This is a genomic window from Aeromicrobium sp. CFBP 8757 (genome assembly GCF_014841755.1).
GTDB lineage: Bacteria > Actinomycetota > Actinomycetes > Propionibacteriales > Nocardioidaceae > Aeromicrobium.
On record NZ_JACYUM010000003.1, the window covers coordinates 235,865 to 253,973 of the forward strand.

The window sequence follows — 18,109 nt, forward strand, 5'->3', positions numbered from 1 at the left end:
GCTCGCCCCGCTGGGCGCCGTCGGATCAGGGCAGGTGCGACAGCAGCAGGTCGGGCCAGGCACTGAGGACGACCAGGGCGGCCGCCCCGATCAGCACCGTCGACTTCGCGAAGCGCACCGAGATCGGCGGTGACGGGCTGACGTACGGCTCGCCGACCGGGCGCTCGCACAGCGTCACGACGAGCCGCAGGTAGTACGCCAGGCCCAGCACGACGTTGACGCCCATGATGATCGCGAGCCACACGTGGTCGCCGTCGACGACGGGGCGGATGACGACGAACTTGGTCACCAGGCCGATGACGGCCGGGGGGAAGCCCGCCAGCGTCAGGGCCGCCATGACGAGCGGGACACCCATCCACGGGTCGTTGCGGGCCATGCCGCGCAGGTCGTCGAGCCGGGTGCTGCCCCGCAGCCTGAGCACGACCGCCAGGGCGGCGAAGGCCACGAGGTTGGCCAGCGCGTACACCGCGACGTACTGGGCCGCGGCCGGCAGGGCGTACGACGACGAGACGACCGCCGCGGGCGCGACGAGGAACCCGGCCTGCGCGACCGACGACCACGCGAGCAGGCCGATCGCATCGTCCTGGCGCAGCGCGCCGACGTTGCCGACCGTCATGGTCAGGGCCGCCACGACCGCGACGACCGGCTGCCAGTCGTCCTGCGCCGCCGGCAGCGCGACCGACAGCAGCACCAGCAGCGCGCCGAGCGACGCGGCCTTCGAGACCGCCGACAGGAAGCCCGCGACCATGACCGATGCGCCGCCGTAGGCGTCGGGCACCCAGAGGTGGAACGGCACGGCGCCGAGCTTGAACAGCAGGCCCACGACCGTCATCACGACGGCGACCGACACCACGGCGTCGGGCACCGCCGGGTCGACCAGGGCCCGGCCCAGCAGTGCGTAGTCGAGCGTCCCCGTGACGCCGTACAGCAGCGAGACGCCCATCAGCGTGACGGCCGTCGACACCACCGAGACGAGGAAGAACGTCCACGCCGCCCTGATCGCGCCGCGGTCGCCCTGCCGCAGCCCCACCAGCGCGATCGACGGCAGTGAGAGCAGCTCGAGGGCCACGACCAGCGTCACGACGTCGCGGGCACCGACCATCAGCAGCGCGCCGGCGGCCGCGCTCATCAGCAGGAAGTGGTACTCCCCCGGCGGCATGGCGTTCTCGAAGTTCATGACGTTGGAGGCCACGACGACAAACAGCGTCCCGACCAGCACGACGAGCGAGAACGCGAACGGCGTGCCCGTCGCGTCGCCCCGCACCAGCTCGGCCGTCGCGGCGACCCCGGCCACGGTCGCGGGGAGGCCCGAGCCCAGCCACGTGCGGCGCGGGTAAAAGGCGTCGACCATCAGCGCGACGAGCGCGCCGACCAGCACGATCGTGGCGGGCCCGGCGACGGTCCAGTCGATGGGGATCGTCATCGCGCCACCCCGACGTACACGGGACCGTAGAGGTCGAGCAGCAGCTGCGGCACCAGGCCCAGCACCACGACGACCGCGACGAGAGCGCCCATCACGACGACCTCGCGACGTCCGAGGTCGCGGTCGGCCTCGAGCGCCGACGGCTCGCCCTGCGCCAGCAGCCGGACGGCCCGGACGACGTACGCCGTCGTCAGGGCGATGCCGACCAGCGCCAGGCCCAGGGCCGTCCAGGCCACGGGCCTGGTCAGCACGGAGCCGACGTCGTAGGCGGCGCGCAGCGACAGCACCTCGCCCCAGAAGCCCGCGAGGCCCGGGAGCCCGAGGCTCGCCACGGCCGCCAGCACGAACGTCGCCGCCAGCCACGGCGCGCGGCCGTAGAGGCCGCGCCCGATGCCGGCCATCGACGTCGTGCCGTAGCGGTCCTTCATCGAGCCGGCGGCGAAGAACAGCAGCCCCGTGACGACGCCGTGCGCGACCGAGCCGAACACCGCGGCGGCCAGCCCCGCCTCGCTGCGGGTCGAGATCGCGAGCACGACGAAGCCCATGTGCCCGATGCTGGAGTACGCGATCAGCCGCTTGAGGTCGTCCTGCGCGTAGCAGGCCAGCGCCGACCAGACGATGCCGACGGAGCTCGCGACCGCGAGGTACGGCGCGACCACGCCGAGGTGGTCGGACGGCAGGACGAACACGATGAGGCCGTACGTGCCGAGCTTGAGGAACACCGAGGCCAGCAGCACCGACCCGACGGTGGGGGCCGAGCTGTGCGCGTCCGGCAGCCACGTGTGCAGCGGGACGACGGGCGTCTTGACCGCCAGGCCCAGCGTCATCAGGACGATCGCGACGGCGGTCGGCCGCAGGGCCGTCAGCTCGAGTCTCCCGCCCTCCACGGCCGCGACGACGATGCCGACCAGCAGCAGCGCCGATCCCGTCACCGTGAACAGCAGGAACCGCGTGGCCGCTCGGCGCGCGACGTCGCGGTCGGCGTCGGACCACCACGCGATGACGAACCACATCGGCACCAGTGCGAGCTCGAAGAACACGAACAGCAGGAGCGCGTCGAGCGAGCCGAACACCCCGAGGGCCGAGGCGCCGATCACGAGCACCAGCCCGACCAGGGCCGGCGAGGTGTCGTCGGCGACGAGCCACAGGCAGCACAGGACCGCGATGAAGGCCGTCATCAGCGCGAACGGCCACGACACCGCCGTCAGGCCGAGGTGGAGGCGGGCGCCGACGGATTCGATCCAGGCGACGTCGACCTCGCCCGAGACGCCCTCGCGGCCCTCCCAGACGGCGGCCACGAGCACCATCGAGACCGTCGTCGCGGCGACCCCGATCCACGCGGCGGCGCGTCCGGACACGAACCGGCGGCCGAGCATGAGCAGCAGACCCACGACGAAGGGGACGGCCAGGGCGGCGACGATCATCGCAGCACCACCCCCACCACGACGATCACCACGACGCCGACCGCCAGCACCGTCGCGTAGCGCTGGACGTTGCGCGACTGCGCCAGACCGAGCCCTCGCGAGACGGCGGCCACGAGGGCCGCACCGCCGCGCGGGTAGACGTCGACGGCATCGCGGTCGAGGTCGACGACCCCGCGCGCGAGCGGCGCGGCCGCAGCCGGGACCCACCGCGAGAACGGCCGGTCGAGCCACAGCTCGGACGTCAGCGGCGCCGGCGACCGGTCGAGGGCCGATCCGCGGCGCGCCAGGAGCAGCACGGTCGCCACGCCGGCCCCGGCGACCGCCGTGCTCAGCAGGCCCGTGCCGAGGTGGAGCGGCTGGCCGACCGACAGCGCGAACGTCGCGACGGCCAGGACGACCAGGGGGCCCGTCATGGCGGGCGGCTGCTCGCGCACGTCGTGGTCGGCGCGGTCGGCGCCGACCGGGCCGAGGAACGTCAGCACCCACAACCGGGTCGCGTAGGCGGCCGTCACGAACGTCGTCACCAGCGCGACGACCAGGAGCGCCCAGGCCACGCCCGGCGCGAGCCCGTGGTCTCCGTCGGTCGCGACCTCGATCGCGTGCAGCACCGAGTCCTTCGTGAAGAATCCCGCGGTCGGCACGAGGCCCGCGAGGGCCGCGAAGCCGATCGTCATGGTCCAGAACGTCACCGGCATCGAACGCCGCAGACCACCCATCGCCGCCAGCGCGCTCGACCCGACCGCGAGCATCACGCAGCCGCAGCCGAGGAACAGCAGCGCCTTGAAGACCCCGTGCGACACCAGGTGGTCGAGCCCGGCCTCGGCGCCGCCGGCCGCGACGGCGGCGAGCATCAGCGCGAGCTGGCTGACGGTCGACCACGCGAGCGCCCGCTTCAGGTCGGTCTGGACCAGGGCGAACAGCGCCCCCATCAGCATCGTGACCGCCGCGCCGCCCGCCATCAGCGTCAGGACGAGCTGCGAGTCGGCGTAGAGGAAGAACAGCCGTGACGCGAGGTAGACGCCTGCCGCGACCATCGTCGCGGCGTGGATCAGCGCCGTGATCGGCGTCGGCCCGGGCATGGCGTCGGGCAGCCACGTGTGCAGCGGGAACTGCGCCGACTTGCCGATCACGGCGACCAGCACGAGCAGCCCGATCAGCGTCGCGTGACGCGTGCCGTCGGCCTGGGCGACCTGGGCGCCGACGATGTCGTACGTCCCGTACGTCTCGCCGATCACGATGATCGCCATCACCAGGCCGAGATCGGCCGCGCGGGTGACCAGGAAGGCCTTCGCGGCACCCGCCCGGGCCGGCGCCGTCTCCCACTCGTGACCGATCAGCAGGTACGAGCACAGGCCCATGACCTCCCACCCGACCAGGAGCACCCACAGGTTCGTCGTGCCGACGACCGCGATCATCCCGAGCAGGAACAGCACGATGACCAGCGCGTACGAGCGGTAGCGCGGGTGACGACCCAGGTACGCCGTCGAGTAGGTCTGCACCAGCAGCCCCACGCCGACCGCCAGCAGCACGATCTGCGCCGCCTGCGGGAACAGGAACAGGTCGGGCGACAGCGACGGCAGCGGAGGATCGACGCCGGGGCTGCTCGCCCCGACGTAGCGCCCGAAGTAGCCGTGGCGCGTCACCTCCGGGATCGCCCAGACCGCGACGACGACCGCGAGCACGGCCGTCAGACCCACCGCCGTCCACCGCCGCGTCATCGCCCCACCTCGTCGACGTCGACCGTCCGCACCGCGCGGAACAGCGCCAGGACGATCGCGAGCCCCAGGCCGATCTCGGCCGCGGCCAGCGCGATCGTGAACAGCGTCAGCACCTGGCCGGTGTGCAGCGCGTCGGCGAACCACGCGTCGAAGGCCACGAGGTTGAGGGTGACGGCGTTCAGCATCAGCTCGACCCCCAGCAGCACCAGGACGGCGTTGCGGCGGGCCAGGACGCCGTACACGCCGATGCCGAAGAGGGCGGACGACAGCAGCAGGGGGTACAGCAGCGACATCAGCGATCGGATCCCGACCGTGAGAGGACGATCGCGCCGACCAGCGCGGCCAGCAGCACGCCGCTGAGGATCTCGAACGGCAGCACCCAGTCGGTGAACAGCGCCTCTCCGATCGAGGCCGCCGTGCCGATGCGACGCCCCTCGATGCGCTCGCCCGCGAAGCCGGCGACCATCGTCGCCCCGAGGCCGACCGCCGCGACCAGGCCCAGCACCGCGGCCGTCCACCGGTTGCCCGTGACCTCCGCGGTCGTCCGCCCGCTCTGGCGGGTCAGCATCAGCGCGAAGATCACCAGCACCACGACCGAGCCGACGTAGACCAGCACCTGCACCCATGCGACGAACTCGGCCGTCATCAGCACGAAGCAGCCGGCGACGGCCCCGAGCGTCACGACGAGCCACAGCGCCGCGTGCACGAGCTGGGGGCTCGTCATCGCGAGCACGGCCGAGCCGACCGCGAGGAGCGACAGCACGACGAAGACGACCTCGGTGCCGTTCACAGCCCCTCCTCGGTCGCCCGCGTCCGCTCGTACGCGTCGAGCTCCTTGCCCTGCTCGGCGCCGGGGTCGAGGGCCCGCGGGGGCGGCACGGTGTCCATCCACGTGCGCAGGCGGTTCATGTCGTGCGTGAGGTCCTTCAGGTCGCCCTCGGCGTACGCGAACTCCGGGGACCAGTGCAGCGCGTCGAAAGGGCACACCTCGATGCAGATCGAGCAGTACATGCAGATCGAGTAGTCGATGTCGAAGCGGTCGAGGACGTTCTGGCTGCGGTCGCGCCCGCCCTCGGTCGCCGAGGGGATGACCTCCTTGTGCGAGTCGATCGTGATGCACCACGACGGGCACTCGCGGGCGCACAGCATGCACGACGTGCAGTTCTCCTCCTGCAGCGCGATGACGCCGCGACTGCGGGGAGGGAGCTCGGGCTCGACGTCGGGGTAGTGCGCCGTGACGCTGCGCCGCGTCAGGTTGCGCCACGTCACGCGCAGGCCCTGCCACAGGCCCCTGCCGTATGCCTTCACCACACCACCACCAGGGTCGTCAGGGTGACCTGCGCCAGCGCGAGCGGCACGAGCACCTTCCACGCCAGCACGTTGACCTGGTCCTCGCGCAGCCGCGGGTAGGCCACGCGCGCCCAGATCACGAGGAACGAGACGCCGACGATCTTGAGCAGCGTCCAGGCCCAGCCCAGCTGCTCCGACCACGGCCCGGCCCACCCGCCGAGGAACAGCACCGTCGTCAGCGCCGCCAGCACGACGATGCCGGCGTACTCCGCGAGCAGGAACATCGCGAACCGCATGCCGCCGTACTCCGTCAGCGGGCCCATGACGAGCTCGGCGTCGGCCAGCGGGGCGTCGAACGGCGGGCGCTGCAGCTCGGCCAGCCCCGCCACGAAGAACACCACGAGGCCCGGCAGCTGCACCAGGAGCCACCACGGCTCGAAGGCGTCCGCGATGCCGACCAGCGACAGGGTGCCGGCGAGCATCGCGGCGCTGGCCGCGGCGAGAACCATCGGCAGCTCGTACGACATCAGCTGGGCCGCGACCCGCATGCCGCCGAGGTAGGAGTACTTGTTGCCGCTGCCGAGGCCGCCCATCAGCGTCCCGAGCACGCCGACGCTCATCGCGGCCAGCACGAAGAACAGGCCGAGGTCGAGGTCCTGGCCGATCAGCACGCCCTGGCCGAAGAACGGGCCGAGCGGGATCGCGACCATCGCCACGAGGTACGGCACCAGCGCGACGGCCGGCGCCAGCTCGAACACGCGGCGGTCGGCCGCGACGGGCGTGATGCTCTCCTTCTGGGCGAACTTGACGCCGTCGGCGACGAGCTGCGCCCAGCCGTGGAAGCCACCGGCCGCCATGGGGCCGACGCGGGCCTGCATGTGCGCCATCGCCTTGTGCTCCATCTGCCCGACCAGCAGCGGCATCGTCAGGAACGCCCCCAGCACGACGAGGCACCGCAGCAGCACGTCGAGCGCCTCACTCATCGCGCGCCCCCTTGAGCCAGTCGTCGGGCACGCCCGGGGGCCTGACGCGACGACGGCCCGGCGAGTGCGCCGAGTCGGCGTCGCTCTCGCCCGGCTCCTTGGCACCCGGCCAGGCCTTGGCGACGCGCGAGGCGAGCACGAACTCCTTGCGCAGGGGGTGGCCCTCGAAGCCGTCCGGCAGCAGCAGCGGGTCGAGCACGAGCGGTTCTCCCGCCCGGAGGAACGCGATGCCGAACATCTCGTGCGTCTCGCGCTCGTGCCACGCCGCGCCCGCGAAGACGTCCGCGACCGACGCCACCGACGGTGTCGCGCGGTCGAGGTGGGTCGCCAGCAGCAGGTGCTCGAGGGTCGGTGCCAGCCGCGCGACGTGCAGCACGAGCCGGAAGCCCTCGGGGTGCTCGTCGACGGCCGACAGCCAGTCGAAGTACGTGAACCCGTCGGCCCGCAGGCCCGCCACGACGTCGTGCCAGTCGCCGACCTCGACGACGCGGTGCGGCGGGCCGAACGGGTTCGACTCGAGGCTCACGGCGCCTCGATGCGCGGGCTGAGCAGCGACGTGGCGGGGCGGGCGTAGCGCTCGGCGAGGTTCTCCCCCGCGATCTGGTGCTGCAGCTGCACGATGCCGTCGAGCAGCGCCTCGGGCCGGGGCGGGCAGCCGGGCACGTAGACGTCGACGGGGATGATCTGGTCGACGCCCTTCGTGACGCAGTACGAGTCCCAGTAGGGGCCGCCGGAGTTGGCGCACGACCCGAAGCTGATGACGTACTTGGGCTCGGGCATCTGGTCGTAGAGCCGCTTGATGGCCGGCGCCATCTTGTCGGTGACGGTGCCCGAGACGACCATCAGGTCGGCCTGGCGGGGGCCCGGCGCGAACGGGATCACGCCGAGGCGGATGAAGTCGTGGCGCGACATCGACGTCGCGATGAACTCGATCGCGCAGCACGCCAGGCCGAAGTTGAACACCCACAGGGAGTACTTCCGGCCCCAGTTGAGCAGGTAGCGCGCGGCCTTGGGGGCGGCCTGCGAGCCGGCGCCGAGGCTCGCGGCACCGTCGGGCGGTGCGAGGGTCGGCATGGGCAGGTCGACGGCTCCGGTCACGTCCACGACAGCACGCCCTTGCGCCACGCGTAGGCCAGGCCGATCGCGAGGACGCCCACGAAGACGCCCATCTCGACGGCGGCCGCGTGCCCGATCTGCTCGAGCACGAGGGCCCACGGGAACAGGAACACGGCGTCGACCGCGAAGATCACGTAGAGGAACGCGTACACGTAGTAGCGGACCGTCGACTGGGCCCAGCCCTCGCCGACGGGGTCGACGCCCGACTCGTACGTCGTGCGCTTGTCGCGCGACGCGACCTGCGGTCGCAGGAGCCGGTTGACGCCCAGCATCGCGGTCGCGAGCAGGATCCCGACCACGACGATCGCGCCGACGGTGGCGTACCCCTGCAGGTACGTGTCGTCGAGGAGGGCGCGCATGGGCACCACTCTAGGCGCGCCGGCGCCCGGCGGCGGCGTCCGTGCCGCCGCGACGCGCGCCGGCCGACGAGGGTCGCGTCCACGGCCACGTCAGCAGCGCCCACACCGCGGCGACGATCGCGATCTCGAGGACGACGTACAGCGGCCACGGGCCGAGGTGGTCGAGCAGCGAGGCGTTCCGGGGCAGGCGGTTGAGGTAGCCGTAGTTGGTGCCGGCCACGACGTTGAAGGCGTAGGCGGCCACGGCCCACGCCAGGGTGAGCACGACGGTCAGGCGGTACGTGCGCCACGTCGGCACGATGCGCAGGCCGACGACGAGGAAGAACGACGCCCACACGATCAGCACGTGCATGCCCCAGAACATCAGGAACCTGGGCTCGGGGAAGTCGGACGCGAGGTCGGGCGTCAGCATCCCCTGGGTCGTGAGGGTGATGCCCCACAGGTAGGTGATCGTCGAGGTGACGCGGTGGCGGGTCCACAGGGCGTGGGCCGCGACCATCCAGGCGAGGTCGCACAGCTGCAGGGGCAGCGACGTCTGCGGGTTCCACTCGTCGGGGGTCAGCTGCAGCACCTGCAACGGGATCGTGACGCACAGCAGGACGATCGCGAACGTCCGGCGGACGACCTGCTCGTGCGGGCCGCCGGCCAGCCGTCGCCCGGCGACGATCGCGACGGCGACCCCGATCACGAAGATCGCGAGCACCGTCAGGTGCGACGAGCCGTAGCTCTCGAACCGTTCGTCGGCGGCCAGCATCATGCCGCGAGGCTAGTCGATCGCGGGCCGCCGCGGCAGGGACCAGGCGGCCGGGCGGTGAGCGTCCCGCCCGGCCGTCGGCGTCAGCCCTGGGCCTTCTCCGACACGTGGTTCCACTGCTCCCACGTCGCGAGGCGCTTCTCGTAGTCGGCCTTGGCGATGCCGAGCGGCGCGGTGCCGAAGAACACCCGCAGCGGCGGCTCGTCGGCGTCGACGACGTCGAGGATCGCGGCGGCGGACGCGTGCGGGTCGCCGGGGGTGGCGTTGCGCGAGCTGCGCTGCTCCATCGTCTTCTGGCGGAAGTCGGCGTAGGCGGGGTTCTCCTCCGAGTGCGAGGCCGAGTCGCCGCTCCAGTCGGTCGAGAACCCACCGGGCTCGACCAGCGTCACGTGGATGCCGAAGTCGGCGACCTCCTGGGCGAGCGCCTGCGAGAAGCCCTCCAGGCCCCACTTCGACGCGTGGTAGATGCCGACGAGCGGGAACGCCGAGATGCCGCCGATCGACGACACCTGGATGATGTGGCCCGATCCCTGCTCGCGCAGGAACGGCAGCGCCGCCTGCGTCACCCAGAGGGCTCCGAACAGGTTGGTCTCGATCTGCGCGCGGGCCTCCTCCTCCGTGATCTCCTCGATGAAGCCGAAGTGGCCGTAGCCCGCGTTGTTGACCACGACGTCGAGGCGACCGAAGTGGTCGTGCGCCTGCTTGACGGCGGCGAAGTCGGCTGCGCGGTCGTTGACGTCGAGGGCGATCGGCAGGATCGCGTCGCCGTACTTCTCGACGAGGTCGTCGAGGGAGTCGGTCCTGCGCGCCGTGGCGGCCACGCGGTCACCGCGCTCGAGGGCGGCGATCGCCCACTCGCGGCCGAATCCTCGCGACGTGCCGGTGATGAACCAGGTCTTGCCAGTCGTGTCAGTCATGCCGTCGACGCTACGACCTGGAGCGCGCTCCAGCGCAACTCGAAATGCGCGAGGACGTCATCACTTCAGTACCTGGGTCGGCGCACCCGTGATGACGTCCCGGCCGGCCCTACGGCACGCGCAGGAAGGTCACCGCGAAGTCGGCGTCGTCGGCGAACGGGACGAGGTCCCACGTCGCGAACCGCTGCTCGTGGACGAGCCCGGCCGCCTCGGCCGCGGCGTCGAAGTCGGCGACCGAGAGCTCGCGGTCGGTCGCGAACCCCAGCACGACGCGGCCCCCCGGACGCACGTGGCGCCGCAGCGACTCCAGCACCCGCTGCTCGGTGCCGGGCGCCACGAACACCATGACGTTGCCGGCCACGACCGCGAGGTCGAACGGGTCCTCGTCCAGGTCGAGCGTGCTGAGGTCGGCCACGAGCCAGCGCGGACCAGGGTGGTCGTCCTGGGCCGCCTCGATCAGCACGGGGTCGGCGTCGACGCCGACGACGGTGTGGCCGCGCGCGTGCAGCACGGCGCCGACGCGTCCGGGGCCGCAGCCCGCGTCGAGCACGCGCGAGCCCGGCGGGACGATCGCGTCGATCAGGCGCGCCTCCCCGCCGAGGTCGGCGCCCTCGTCGTGCAGCGTGCGGAATCGCTCGACGTACCACTGCGAGTGGCCGTCCTTGGTCTCGCTGAACCAGCGGGGAACGTCGGTCATCGCACCATCGTCCACCAGGCGTACGCTCACCGCGTGGACGACTCCCGCCGCGGTGTGCCCCTCGGGGTCGCGGCCTACCTGTGCTGGGGCTTCTTCCCGCTCTACTGGCCGCTGCTGGAGCCCGCGGGATCGCTCGAGGTCCTGGCCCACCGCTTCGTCTGGTCGATGGTCTTCGTCCTCGTCGCGATCACCGCGATGGGACGCTGGGGGGCGTTCGCCGCGATCGCCCGCGACCGTCGCCTGATGCTGATCCTGACGGGCGCCTCGGTCACGATCGCGATCAACTGGGGCGGTTTCATCTACGGCGTGACGAACGGCCACGTCATCGAGACGTCGCTCGGCTACTTCATCAACCCCCTGGTCACGGTGCTGCTGGGCGTCTTCGTCCTCAAGGAGACGCTGCGCCCCGTGCAGTGGGTCGCGATCGCGATCGGCGCCTCCGCGGTCGTCGTGCTGACGGTCGACTACGGACGCCTGCCGTGGGTCGCGCTGCTGGTCGCGTTCTCGTTCGCGATCTACGGCTTCCTGAAGAAGAAGGCCGACCTCGGGGCGTTCGAGGGCCTCGGCATGGAGACCGCGATCCTGTTCCCCGTCGCCCTGGCGTTCCTGGTCGCGCTGCAGCTGCGCGGTCAGCTGACGTTCGGCCACGACGGCCCCGGCAACGCCGCACTGCTGATCGGCACCGGCGTCGTGACCGCGATCCCGCTGCTGCTGTTCGGCGCCGCGGCGACGCGCCTGTCGCTGACGACGATCGGCCTGCTGCAGTACCTCGGGCCCATCATCCAGTTCCTCGTCGGGCTGACGATCTTCGGCGAGGACATGACCGCCGCCCGCTGGGCCGGCTTCGTCCTGGTCTGGCTGGCCCTCGTGATCTTCACCGCCGATGCCCTGAACAACCGCCGCCGGCTGCTCAGCCGGACCGCCGAGGCCGCCGCGATCTAGCCCACGTCCAGCGACAGCCGCCGAGTGCTGTCTTCCAGCCGTCGAGCGGTGCAGCGTGGACAGACGCGCCGTCCCAGAATGTCCGAACCGCACCACTCGCGGATCGGGGCAGATCGGGGCGCGATCTAGCCCAGACGCGTGGCGACGGTGTCGCAGAGCTCCTGCAGGGCCGCCCGCGCGGACGACTCGGGCAGCGTCGCGAGCAGGGCGCTGGCGGCGTCGGCCTCGGCCTGCACGTAGGCGCGGGCCTCGTCGAGCGCGGGGTGCGCGCGCAGCAGGGTGAGGGCCTCGGCGTGCTCGGCGTCGTCGGTCAGCGGCTTCGACAGCAGCGTGCGCAGACGGTCGTCGGCCGCGTCGGTCGACCGCAGGGCGATCAGCGTGGGCAGCGTCGGGACGCCCTCGCGCAGGTCGGTGCCGGGCGTCTTGCCCGACTCCCCCGTCTCGCTCGCGACGTCGATGACGTCGTCGGCGAGCTGGAAGGCGGCCCCGACGCGCTCGCCGAACTCGGTCAGCGTCTGCTGCACCTCGTCGGGCGCACCCGCCATCATGGCACCGAAGCGGGCGGCGGTCGCGATGAGCGAGCCGGTCTTGTCGGCGACGACGCCGAGGTAGTGCTCCAGCGCGTCCTCGTCGTCGTCGGGCCCGATCGTCTCGCGGATCTGGCCCTGGACGAGGCGAGAGAACGTGCGCGCCTGGATGCGGACGGCGTCGGGCCCGAGGTCGGACACCAGGTCGGACGCCTGCGCGAACAGGAAGTCGCCCACCAGGATCGCGACCGAGTTGCCCCAACGGGAGTTGGCGCTGGGCGCACCCCGGCGGATGTCGGCCTCGTCCATGACGTCGTCGTGGTACAGCGTCGCGAGGTGCGTCAGCTCGACGACGACCGCCGAGCGGGCGACCTCGGGGCGGGTGGGGTCGCCGAACTCGGCGGCCAGCATCGTCAGCAGCGGCCTGAACCGCTTGCCGCCGGCGTTGAGCAGGTGCGACGCGGCCTCGGCGACGAGCCGGGACGGGCTGTCGACGGCGTCGACGAGCTGACGCTCGACCTCGTCGACGCCACCTGCCACCCGCGACTCGAGGGCTCCGTCGGTGAACGAGACACCCAGAGTGGTCACGCAGAGCTCCTAGCCGAAAGATCCTTGGTCGTGGTCAGCGCACGAACGCTCCCGCGTGCTGGGCGAGATCCAGCACCGGTCCCGGAATGATACCGAGTGCGACGGTGCCGACCACAGCCACGACGATGACCACGGTAGTCAGCGGGCTGGGGACCGCGACCGTCGGGCCGTCGCCGACCGGATCGGTGAAGAACATCAGCACGATGACCCGCACGTAGAAGTAGGCGGCGAGGGCGCTGATCAGGACGCCGATCACGACGAGCCACCAGAACCCGCCGGAGTACGCGGCGCTGAACACGCCCCACTTGCCGATGAACCCGCCCGTCAGCGGGATGCCCGCGAACGACAGCATGAACACCGCGAACGATCCCGCCAGCAGCGGCGACGTGCGGCCCAGCCCGGCCCACTTCGACAGGTGCGTCGTCTCGCCGCCGGAGTCGCGCACGAGCGTCACGATCGCGAAGGCGCCGATCGACGACAGCCCGTAGACCGCGAGGTAGAACAGGATGCTCGACACCGACGTGACGCGGTCGGAGCCCGCGACGCCCGCGTACACGCCGACGAAGCCGACCAGCAGGAAGCCCGCGTGCGCGATCGACGAGTACGCCAGCATGCGCTTGACGTCGGTCTGCGAGATCGAGACGACCGCGCCGAGGAACATCGTGACGATCGCGATCGCCACGATCGTCGGTCGCCAGTCCCACTGCGCCCCGCCGAAGGCGACGTAGAACACGCGCAGCAGCGCCAGGAAGGCCGCCGCCTTGGTGCCGGCCGCCATGAACGCCGTGACGGGTGTCGGGGCGCCCTGGTAGACGTCGGGCGTCCAGGTGTGGAACGGGGCGGCGCCGATCTTGAACAGCAGGCCGACCGCCATCAGCGCGATCGACGCCAGCAGCAGCGTCTCGCTGTCGGTGCGGTTGGTGACCGCGGTGTCGATCGCCGACAGCTCGAAGCTGCCGGAGTAGCCGTAGGCCAGCGCGATGCCGTACAGGAAGAAGACCGACGAGAAGGCGCCCAGCAGGAAGTACTTGAGCGCGGCCTCCTGGCTCAGCAGCCGGCGTCGGCGGGCGAGCCCGCACAGGATGTAGAGCGGCAGCGACAGCACCTCGAGCGCGACGAACATCGTCAGCAGGTCGTTGGCGGTCGCGAACAGCATCATGCCGACCAGCGCGAACAGCGCGAGCGGGAAGATCTCGCTGTGCTCGAGACGGCGCTGGACGGCGTCGGCCTCGGCGGGCGAGCCCGGGGCGTCGGCGGCGCGGCCCGTGAAGGCGCTGAGCCCGCCCTCGAGCCGGCGCTCCGCGAACAGCAGCATGCTCAGCAGCCCGAAGACCAGCAGGATGCCCCACCCGAAGACGCCGGGGCCGTCGATCGACAGCGCGCCCTCGGCGGCGACCTGGCCGCGCGCCGTCAGGGACGCCTCTACGCGGTCGAGGTCGGTGTAGACCCAGACCGTGTCGGCCAACGCGGCGACGATCGCGCCGCAGGCCAGCAGGGCCTGGGCGGCGAAGCGGCTGGGGCGCGGCCAGAAGGCCTCGACCAGCACGCCGACGATCGCGGCGCCGACGACGATCAGCAGCGGTGCGATCAGCGAGTACTCGATGTCGGCGGCGGGGATCGGCGGCAGGTCGGTGGCCGCCGCGAGGGTCGAGATGCTCATCAGTGGCCTCCTTCCTGCTCGGACGGGACGTCGATCGGGGTCGGTGTCCTCGGGGTGGGATCGGTCTTGCCGAGGTGGGTCACGACGGCGTCGACGGCGGGGTTGATCGCGGTCAGCACAGGCTGCGGGAAGAAGCCCAGACCGATGATCAGCATGATCGCGGGCGTCAGTGCGGCGATCTCACGCGGCCGCAGCTCGGTGACGCCCTCGGCGCCCGGCGCCAGGGGGCCCGTCATGGTGCGCTGGTACATGATCAGGATGTACAGCGCCGCGAGCACGATGCCGAGCGTCGCGACGGCGGCGGCCGGGATCGAGACCGTGAACGTGCCGGCCAGCACCAGGAACTCCGAGACGAACGGGGCCAGGCCCGGCAGCGACAGGCTCGACAGGCCCGCCAGCAGCAGGACGCCCGACATGATCGGGGCGATCCTCTGCACGCCGCCGAAGTCGGAGATCCTCGCCGACCCGCGCCGCGACACCATGATGCCGGTGACGAGGAACAGCGCCGCGGTCGAGAGGCCGTGGTTGAACATGTAGAGCGTCGAGCCGGCCATCGACGTCGACGTGAACGCGAAGATGCCGAGGATGATGAAGCCGAAGTGCGACACCGACGTGAAGGCGATGAGCCGGCGGATGTCGTCCTGGCCGATCGCCAGCAGGGCGCCGTAGACGATGCTGACGACGGCGAGCGTGATGATGACGGGGCTCGCCCAGTCGGCCGCCTCGGGGAACAGGTTGAGGCACCACGTGATCATGCCGAACGTGCCGATCTTGTCGACGACGCTGACCATCAGCACCGACGTGCCGGGCGTCGACTCCTTCGCGGCATCGGGCAGCCACGTGTGCAGCGGCCACAGGGGCGCCTTGATCGCGAACGCCGCCATGAAGCCCAGGAACAGCAGCCGCTCGGTGGTCTGGCCCATGTCGAGGTTCTTCAGGTCGCTCAGCAGGTACGAGGCATCGCCCTGGCGCGAGCTGACGACGTACAGGCCGACGATCGCGGCCAGCATCAGCAAGCCGCCGACGAGGTTGTAGATCAGGAACTTGACCGCGGCGTACGAGCGGCGGGGACCACCGAAGCTGCCGATCAGGAAGTACAGCGGGATCAGCGTCGCCTCGAACAGGACGTAGAACAAGAACACGTCCATCGACATGAACGCCCCGAGCGCCAGCCCCTCGACCGCGAGCATCCACGCGAAGTACGCGTGCGTGCCCTTCGGGTCGGGCAGGCGGTCGTCGAACGAGGCCAGCACCACGATCGGCACGAGGATCGTGGTCAGCAGCACCAGCGTGATCGCGATGCCGTTGACGCCGACGGCGTAGTGGGCGCCGAAGGCCGCGATCCAGGTGTGCTGCTCGGTCATCTGGTAGCCGCCGTCGCCGGGCTCGTACTGCGCCAGCACGGCCAGCGACAGCACCAGCGTCGCGAGCGACACCGCCAGGGCGACGACCTTGGGACGCATCTGACCGCCCGTGGCGGAGCCGCGCGGCAGGACCGCGAGCACGAGAGCGCCCACGATCGGGGTCGCGGCGAGGATCGAGAGGATCATGCGAGGGTCACCGCCAGGAGGCACAGGACGACGATCGCGACACCGGCGAACATCGTGAGGGCATAGGAACGGACGTAGCCGGTCTGCGGCTTGCGGAGGAGCTGCGAGGTGTCGCCCAGCCGGTCGGCCAGACCCGTCACGAAGCCGTCGACCCCCTTGCCGTCGAACCAGACCAGGAACCGGGTCAGGTGCCGGGTCGGACGGACGACGACGGCCTCGTTGAGCTCGTTGCCGTACAGCTCGTGGCGGCCCGCGCGGGCGAGGAACGACACCGAGCCGTCGGCGGGGGTCTCGGCGGCCACGGGACGGCGACCGTACGTGAGGAAGCCCAGCGCGACGCCGGTCGCGGCCACCAGGGTGATGATCAGCGTCAGCACGATCGCCGGCACCGCGAGCTCGTGGTGCTCGGCGTGCCCGGTGACGGGCTCGAGCCACTCCACGATCCAGTCTCCGACCAGCAGCACGCCGCCCAGCAGCGAGAGGGCACCGAGCGCGACGAGCGGGACCGTCATGACCTTGGGCGACTCGTGGGGGTGGACGTCGTCCTTCCAGCGCGCGTCGCCGAAGAACGTCATCATCATGAGGCGTGTCATGTAGAACGCCGTCACGCCGGCGCCCAGCAGCGCGCCGAGACCCACCCACAGGTTCTCGCCGAAGGCCGTCTCGATGATCTTGTCCTTGGACCAGAAGCCCGAGAAGCCGGGGAACCCGATGATCGCGAGGTAGCCGAGGGCGAAGGTCGCGAACGTCACCGGCATGGCCTTGCGCAGCCCGCCGTAGTGGCGCATGTCGACGTCGTCGTCCATGCCGTGCATGACCGATCCGGCGCCCAGGAACATGTTGGCCTTGAAGAAGCCGTGCGTGATGAGGTGGAAGATCGCGAACGGGTAGCCCGCCGGGCCGAGGCCCGCCGCGAGCATCATGTAGCCGATCTGGCTCATCGTCGAGCCCGCCAGCGCCTTCTTGATGTCGTCCTTGGCGCAGCCGATCCACGCGCCGGCCAGCAGCGTCACGAGGCCCACCACGATGACGGCGGTGCGGGCGACCTCGGACGCGTCGAAGATCGCGTTGCTGCGCACCACGAGGTAGACGCCTGCGGTGACCATCGTCGCGGCGTGGATCAGGGCCGAGACGGGGGTCGGGCCCTCCATCGCGTCGAGCAGCCAGCTCTGCAGCGGCACCTGCGCCGACTTGCCGCACGCGCCGAGCAGCAGGAGCAGGCCCAGCGACGTCGTGACGGCGTCGGTCGCACCGGGGGCGGCGGCGTTGACGGCCGCGATCGCCGAGGTGCCGAACTGGGCGAACATCAGCATGATCGCCAGCGCCATGCCGATGTCGCCGACGCGGTTGACGACGAACGCCTTCTTGGCCGCCGCGGCGGCGCTGGGCTTGTGCTGCCAGAAGCCGATCAGCAGGTACGACGCCAGGCCGACGCCCTCCCAGCCGAGGAACAGCACGAGGTAGTCGCCGGCCAGCACGAGCGTCAGCATCGCCGCGATGAACAGGTTCAGGAAGGCGAAGAAGCGCCGTCGCCGCTCGTCGTGCTCCATGTAGCCGATCGAGTACACGTGGATCAGGGTGCCGACGCCCGTGATGAGCAGGACGAACAGCGCCGAGAGCTGGTCGTAGACGAAGCTCATCTCGACGTGGAAGGTGCCCGTGTCGATCCAGGTGAACAGCGAGACGGCGTGCGACCGCTCCTCGGCGTCGTTGCCGAGCAGGGCGGCGAACAGCACGACGCCGAGCACGAACGACGCCGCGGACGCCGCCGTGCCGATGAGGTGGCCGAAGCGGTCGGACTCCTTGCCCCAGATCAGCAGGAGGGCGCCGGAGGCGAGGGGGATGGCGATGAGCAGCCACTGAAGATCGAACACGTCGTCCAGCGCTCCTAGGACTTCAGCAGGCTCGCGTCGTCGACCGAGGTCGTCCGTCGCGTGCGGTAGATGGAGATGATGATGGACAGGCCGATGACGACCTCGGCCGCCGCGACGACCATGACGAAGAACGCCGCGAGCTGACCGTCGAGGTTGCCGTGCTGGCGCGAGAAGCTGACGAACGCCAGGTTGGTGGCGTTGAGCATCAGCTCGATGCACATGAACACGATGATCGCGTTGCGCCTGACCAGGACGCCGACGGCGCCGATCGTGAACAGGATCATCGA

General features: G+C 71.2%; 18 protein-coding genes and 1 pseudogene. 1 reads left to right on the forward strand and 18 read right to left on the reverse strand.

What is annotated here, in order from left to right:
* Positions 1 to 25: 25 nt before the first annotated feature.
* From IFT73_RS10785 to IFT73_RS10845, 13 genes and pseudogenes are all read right to left on the reverse strand, one after another.
* Positions 26 to 1,423, reverse strand: coding sequence for an NADH-quinone oxidoreductase subunit N (locus IFT73_RS10785; RefSeq protein ID WP_192167616.1), 1,398 nt, complete (start codon positions 1,421 to 1,423; stop codon positions 26 to 28).
* Positions 1,420 to 2,847, reverse strand: coding sequence for a NuoM family protein (locus IFT73_RS10790; RefSeq protein ID WP_192167617.1), 1,428 nt, complete (start codon positions 2,845 to 2,847; stop codon positions 1,420 to 1,422). The genes IFT73_RS10785 and IFT73_RS10790 overlap by 4 nt, the downstream gene beginning before the upstream one ends.
* Positions 2,844 to 4,565, reverse strand: a complete 1,722-nt coding sequence (locus tag IFT73_RS10795) for an NADH-quinone oxidoreductase subunit L (RefSeq protein WP_192167618.1) — start codon at positions 4,563 to 4,565, stop codon at positions 2,844 to 2,846. The genes IFT73_RS10790 and IFT73_RS10795 overlap by 4 nt, the downstream gene beginning before the upstream one ends.
* A complete protein-coding gene (gene nuoK, locus IFT73_RS10800) occupies positions 4,562 to 4,858 on the reverse strand; it encodes an NADH-quinone oxidoreductase subunit NuoK (protein WP_192167619.1) in 297 nt (98 codons plus the stop codon). The genes IFT73_RS10795 and nuoK (IFT73_RS10800) overlap by 4 nt, the downstream gene beginning before the upstream one ends.
* Positions 4,858 to 5,355, reverse strand: a complete 498-nt coding sequence (locus IFT73_RS10805) for an NADH-quinone oxidoreductase subunit J (protein ID WP_056605907.1) — start codon at positions 5,353 to 5,355, stop codon at positions 4,858 to 4,860. Before IFT73_RS10805 ends, nuoK (IFT73_RS10800) begins: the two co-directional genes overlap by 1 nt.
* Before the next feature lie 167 nt (positions 5,356 to 5,522).
* Positions 5,523 to 5,747: pseudogene (locus tag IFT73_RS18980) on the reverse strand (4Fe-4S binding protein); the annotation flags it as partial.
* Between the two features lie 122 nt (positions 5,748 to 5,869).
* Positions 5,870 to 6,838 carry a complex I subunit 1 family protein gene (locus tag IFT73_RS10815; RefSeq protein WP_192167620.1) on the reverse strand — a complete coding sequence of 323 codons (969 nt, stop codon included), beginning with the start codon at positions 6,836 to 6,838 and terminating at the stop codon, positions 5,870 to 5,872.
* A complete protein-coding gene (locus tag IFT73_RS10820; RefSeq protein WP_192167621.1) occupies positions 6,831 to 7,364 on the reverse strand; it encodes an NADH-quinone oxidoreductase subunit C in 534 nt (177 codons plus the stop codon). The genes IFT73_RS10815 and IFT73_RS10820 overlap by 8 nt, the downstream gene beginning before the upstream one ends.
* Complete coding sequence (locus IFT73_RS10825) at positions 7,361 to 7,912, reverse strand: NADH-quinone oxidoreductase subunit B (protein ID WP_192167813.1); 552 nt, start codon at positions 7,910 to 7,912, stop codon at positions 7,361 to 7,363. The genes IFT73_RS10820 and IFT73_RS10825 overlap by 4 nt, the downstream gene beginning before the upstream one ends.
* Before the next feature lie 20 nt (positions 7,913 to 7,932).
* Positions 7,933 to 8,313: an NADH-quinone oxidoreductase subunit A gene (locus IFT73_RS10830; RefSeq protein ID WP_192167622.1), complete on the reverse strand. Its 381-nt coding sequence runs from the start codon at positions 8,311 to 8,313 to the stop codon at positions 7,933 to 7,935.
* A gap of 10 nt (positions 8,314 to 8,323) precedes the next feature.
* Entirely contained in the window at positions 8,324 to 9,070 is a 747-nt protein-coding gene (locus IFT73_RS10835) for a TIGR02206 family membrane protein (protein ID WP_197984007.1), read from the reverse strand.
* Positions 9,071 to 9,150: 80 nt separating this feature from the next.
* On the reverse strand, positions 9,151 to 9,984 hold the full coding sequence (locus IFT73_RS10840; protein ID WP_192167623.1) for an SDR family oxidoreductase: 834 nt from the start codon (positions 9,982 to 9,984) through the stop codon (positions 9,151 to 9,153).
* A gap of 109 nt (positions 9,985 to 10,093) precedes the next feature.
* Positions 10,094 to 10,681 (reverse strand): bifunctional 2-polyprenyl-6-hydroxyphenol methylase/3-demethylubiquinol 3-O-methyltransferase UbiG, encoded by a 588-nt coding sequence (locus IFT73_RS10845; protein WP_056605879.1) that lies wholly within the window; start codon positions 10,679 to 10,681, stop codon positions 10,094 to 10,096.
* Between the two features lie 33 nt (positions 10,682 to 10,714).
* On the opposite strand from IFT73_RS10845, the gene rarD reads away from it, so the two are divergent.
* Positions 10,715 to 11,623: an EamA family transporter RarD gene (rarD, locus tag IFT73_RS10850; RefSeq protein ID WP_371811243.1), complete on the forward strand. Its 909-nt coding sequence runs from the start codon at positions 10,715 to 10,717 to the stop codon at positions 11,621 to 11,623.
* A 125-nt stretch (positions 11,624 to 11,748) separates the two neighbouring features.
* Here the strand turns inward: rarD and IFT73_RS10855 are convergent, their stop codons facing one another.
* From IFT73_RS10855 to nuoK (IFT73_RS10875), 5 genes are read right to left on the reverse strand one after another with little or no spacing between them, the layout of a single operon-like run.
* On the reverse strand, positions 11,749 to 12,738 hold the full coding sequence (locus tag IFT73_RS10855) for a polyprenyl synthetase family protein (protein ID WP_192167624.1): 990 nt from the start codon (positions 12,736 to 12,738) through the stop codon (positions 11,749 to 11,751).
* Between the two features lie 34 nt (positions 12,739 to 12,772).
* Positions 12,773 to 14,398, reverse strand: a complete 1,626-nt coding sequence (gene nuoN, locus IFT73_RS10860; RefSeq protein ID WP_192167625.1) for an NADH-quinone oxidoreductase subunit NuoN — start codon at positions 14,396 to 14,398, stop codon at positions 12,773 to 12,775.
* Positions 14,398 to 15,948, reverse strand: a complete 1,551-nt coding sequence (locus IFT73_RS10865) for an NADH-quinone oxidoreductase subunit M (RefSeq protein WP_192167626.1) — start codon at positions 15,946 to 15,948, stop codon at positions 14,398 to 14,400. The genes nuoN and IFT73_RS10865 overlap by 1 nt, the downstream gene beginning before the upstream one ends.
* Positions 15,945 to 17,822, reverse strand: coding sequence for an NADH-quinone oxidoreductase subunit L (gene nuoL, locus IFT73_RS10870; RefSeq protein ID WP_192167627.1), 1,878 nt, complete (start codon positions 17,820 to 17,822; stop codon positions 15,945 to 15,947). Before nuoL ends, IFT73_RS10865 begins: the two co-directional genes overlap by 4 nt.
* A 14-nt stretch (positions 17,823 to 17,836) precedes the next feature.
* Positions 17,837 to 18,106 (reverse strand): NADH-quinone oxidoreductase subunit NuoK, encoded by a 270-nt coding sequence (nuoK, locus tag IFT73_RS10875; protein WP_056609932.1) that lies wholly within the window; start codon positions 18,104 to 18,106, stop codon positions 17,837 to 17,839.
* Positions 18,107 to 18,109: the final 3 nt, after the last annotated feature.

Coding starts and splice junctions, on each gene's coding strand:
- IFT73_RS10815 (WP_192167620.1), bottom strand. CDS start 6,838: ATGAGTGAGGCGCTCGACGTGCTGCTGCGGTGCCTCGTCGTGCTGGGG.
- IFT73_RS10830 (WP_192167622.1), bottom strand. CDS start 8,313: ATGCGCGCCCTCCTCGACGACACGTACCTGCAGGGGTACGCCACCGTC.
- IFT73_RS10865 (WP_192167626.1), bottom strand. CDS start 15,948: ATGATCCTCTCGATCCTCGCCGCGACCCCGATCGTGGGCGCTCTCGTG.
- nuoK (WP_192167619.1), bottom strand. CDS start 4,858: ATGTCGCTGCTGTACCCCCTGCTGCTGTCGTCCGCCCTCTTCGGCATC.
- IFT73_RS10840 (WP_192167623.1), bottom strand. CDS start 9,984: ATGACTGACACGACTGGCAAGACCTGGTTCATCACCGGCACGTCGCGA.
- IFT73_RS10795 (WP_192167618.1), bottom strand. CDS start 4,565: ATGACGCGGCGGTGGACGGCGGTGGGTCTGACGGCCGTGCTCGCGGTC.
- IFT73_RS10785 (WP_192167616.1), bottom strand. CDS start 1,423: ATGACGATCCCCATCGACTGGACCGTCGCCGGGCCCGCCACGATCGTG.
- nuoN (WP_192167625.1), bottom strand. CDS start 14,398: ATGAGCATCTCGACCCTCGCGGCGGCCACCGACCTGCCGCCGATCCCC.
- nuoK (WP_056609932.1), bottom strand. CDS start 18,106: ATGATCCTGTTCACGATCGGCGCCGTCGGCGTCCTGGTCAGGCGCAAC.
- IFT73_RS10845 (WP_056605879.1), bottom strand. CDS start 10,681: ATGACCGACGTTCCCCGCTGGTTCAGCGAGACCAAGGACGGCCACTCG.
- IFT73_RS10825 (WP_192167813.1), bottom strand. CDS start 7,912: ATGCCGACCCTCGCACCGCCCGACGGTGCCGCGAGCCTCGGCGCCGGC.
- IFT73_RS10835 (WP_197984007.1), bottom strand. CDS start 9,070: ATGATGCTGGCCGCCGACGAACGGTTCGAGAGCTACGGCTCGTCGCAC.
- IFT73_RS10790 (WP_192167617.1), bottom strand. CDS start 2,847: ATGATCGTCGCCGCCCTGGCCGTCCCCTTCGTCGTGGGTCTGCTGCTC.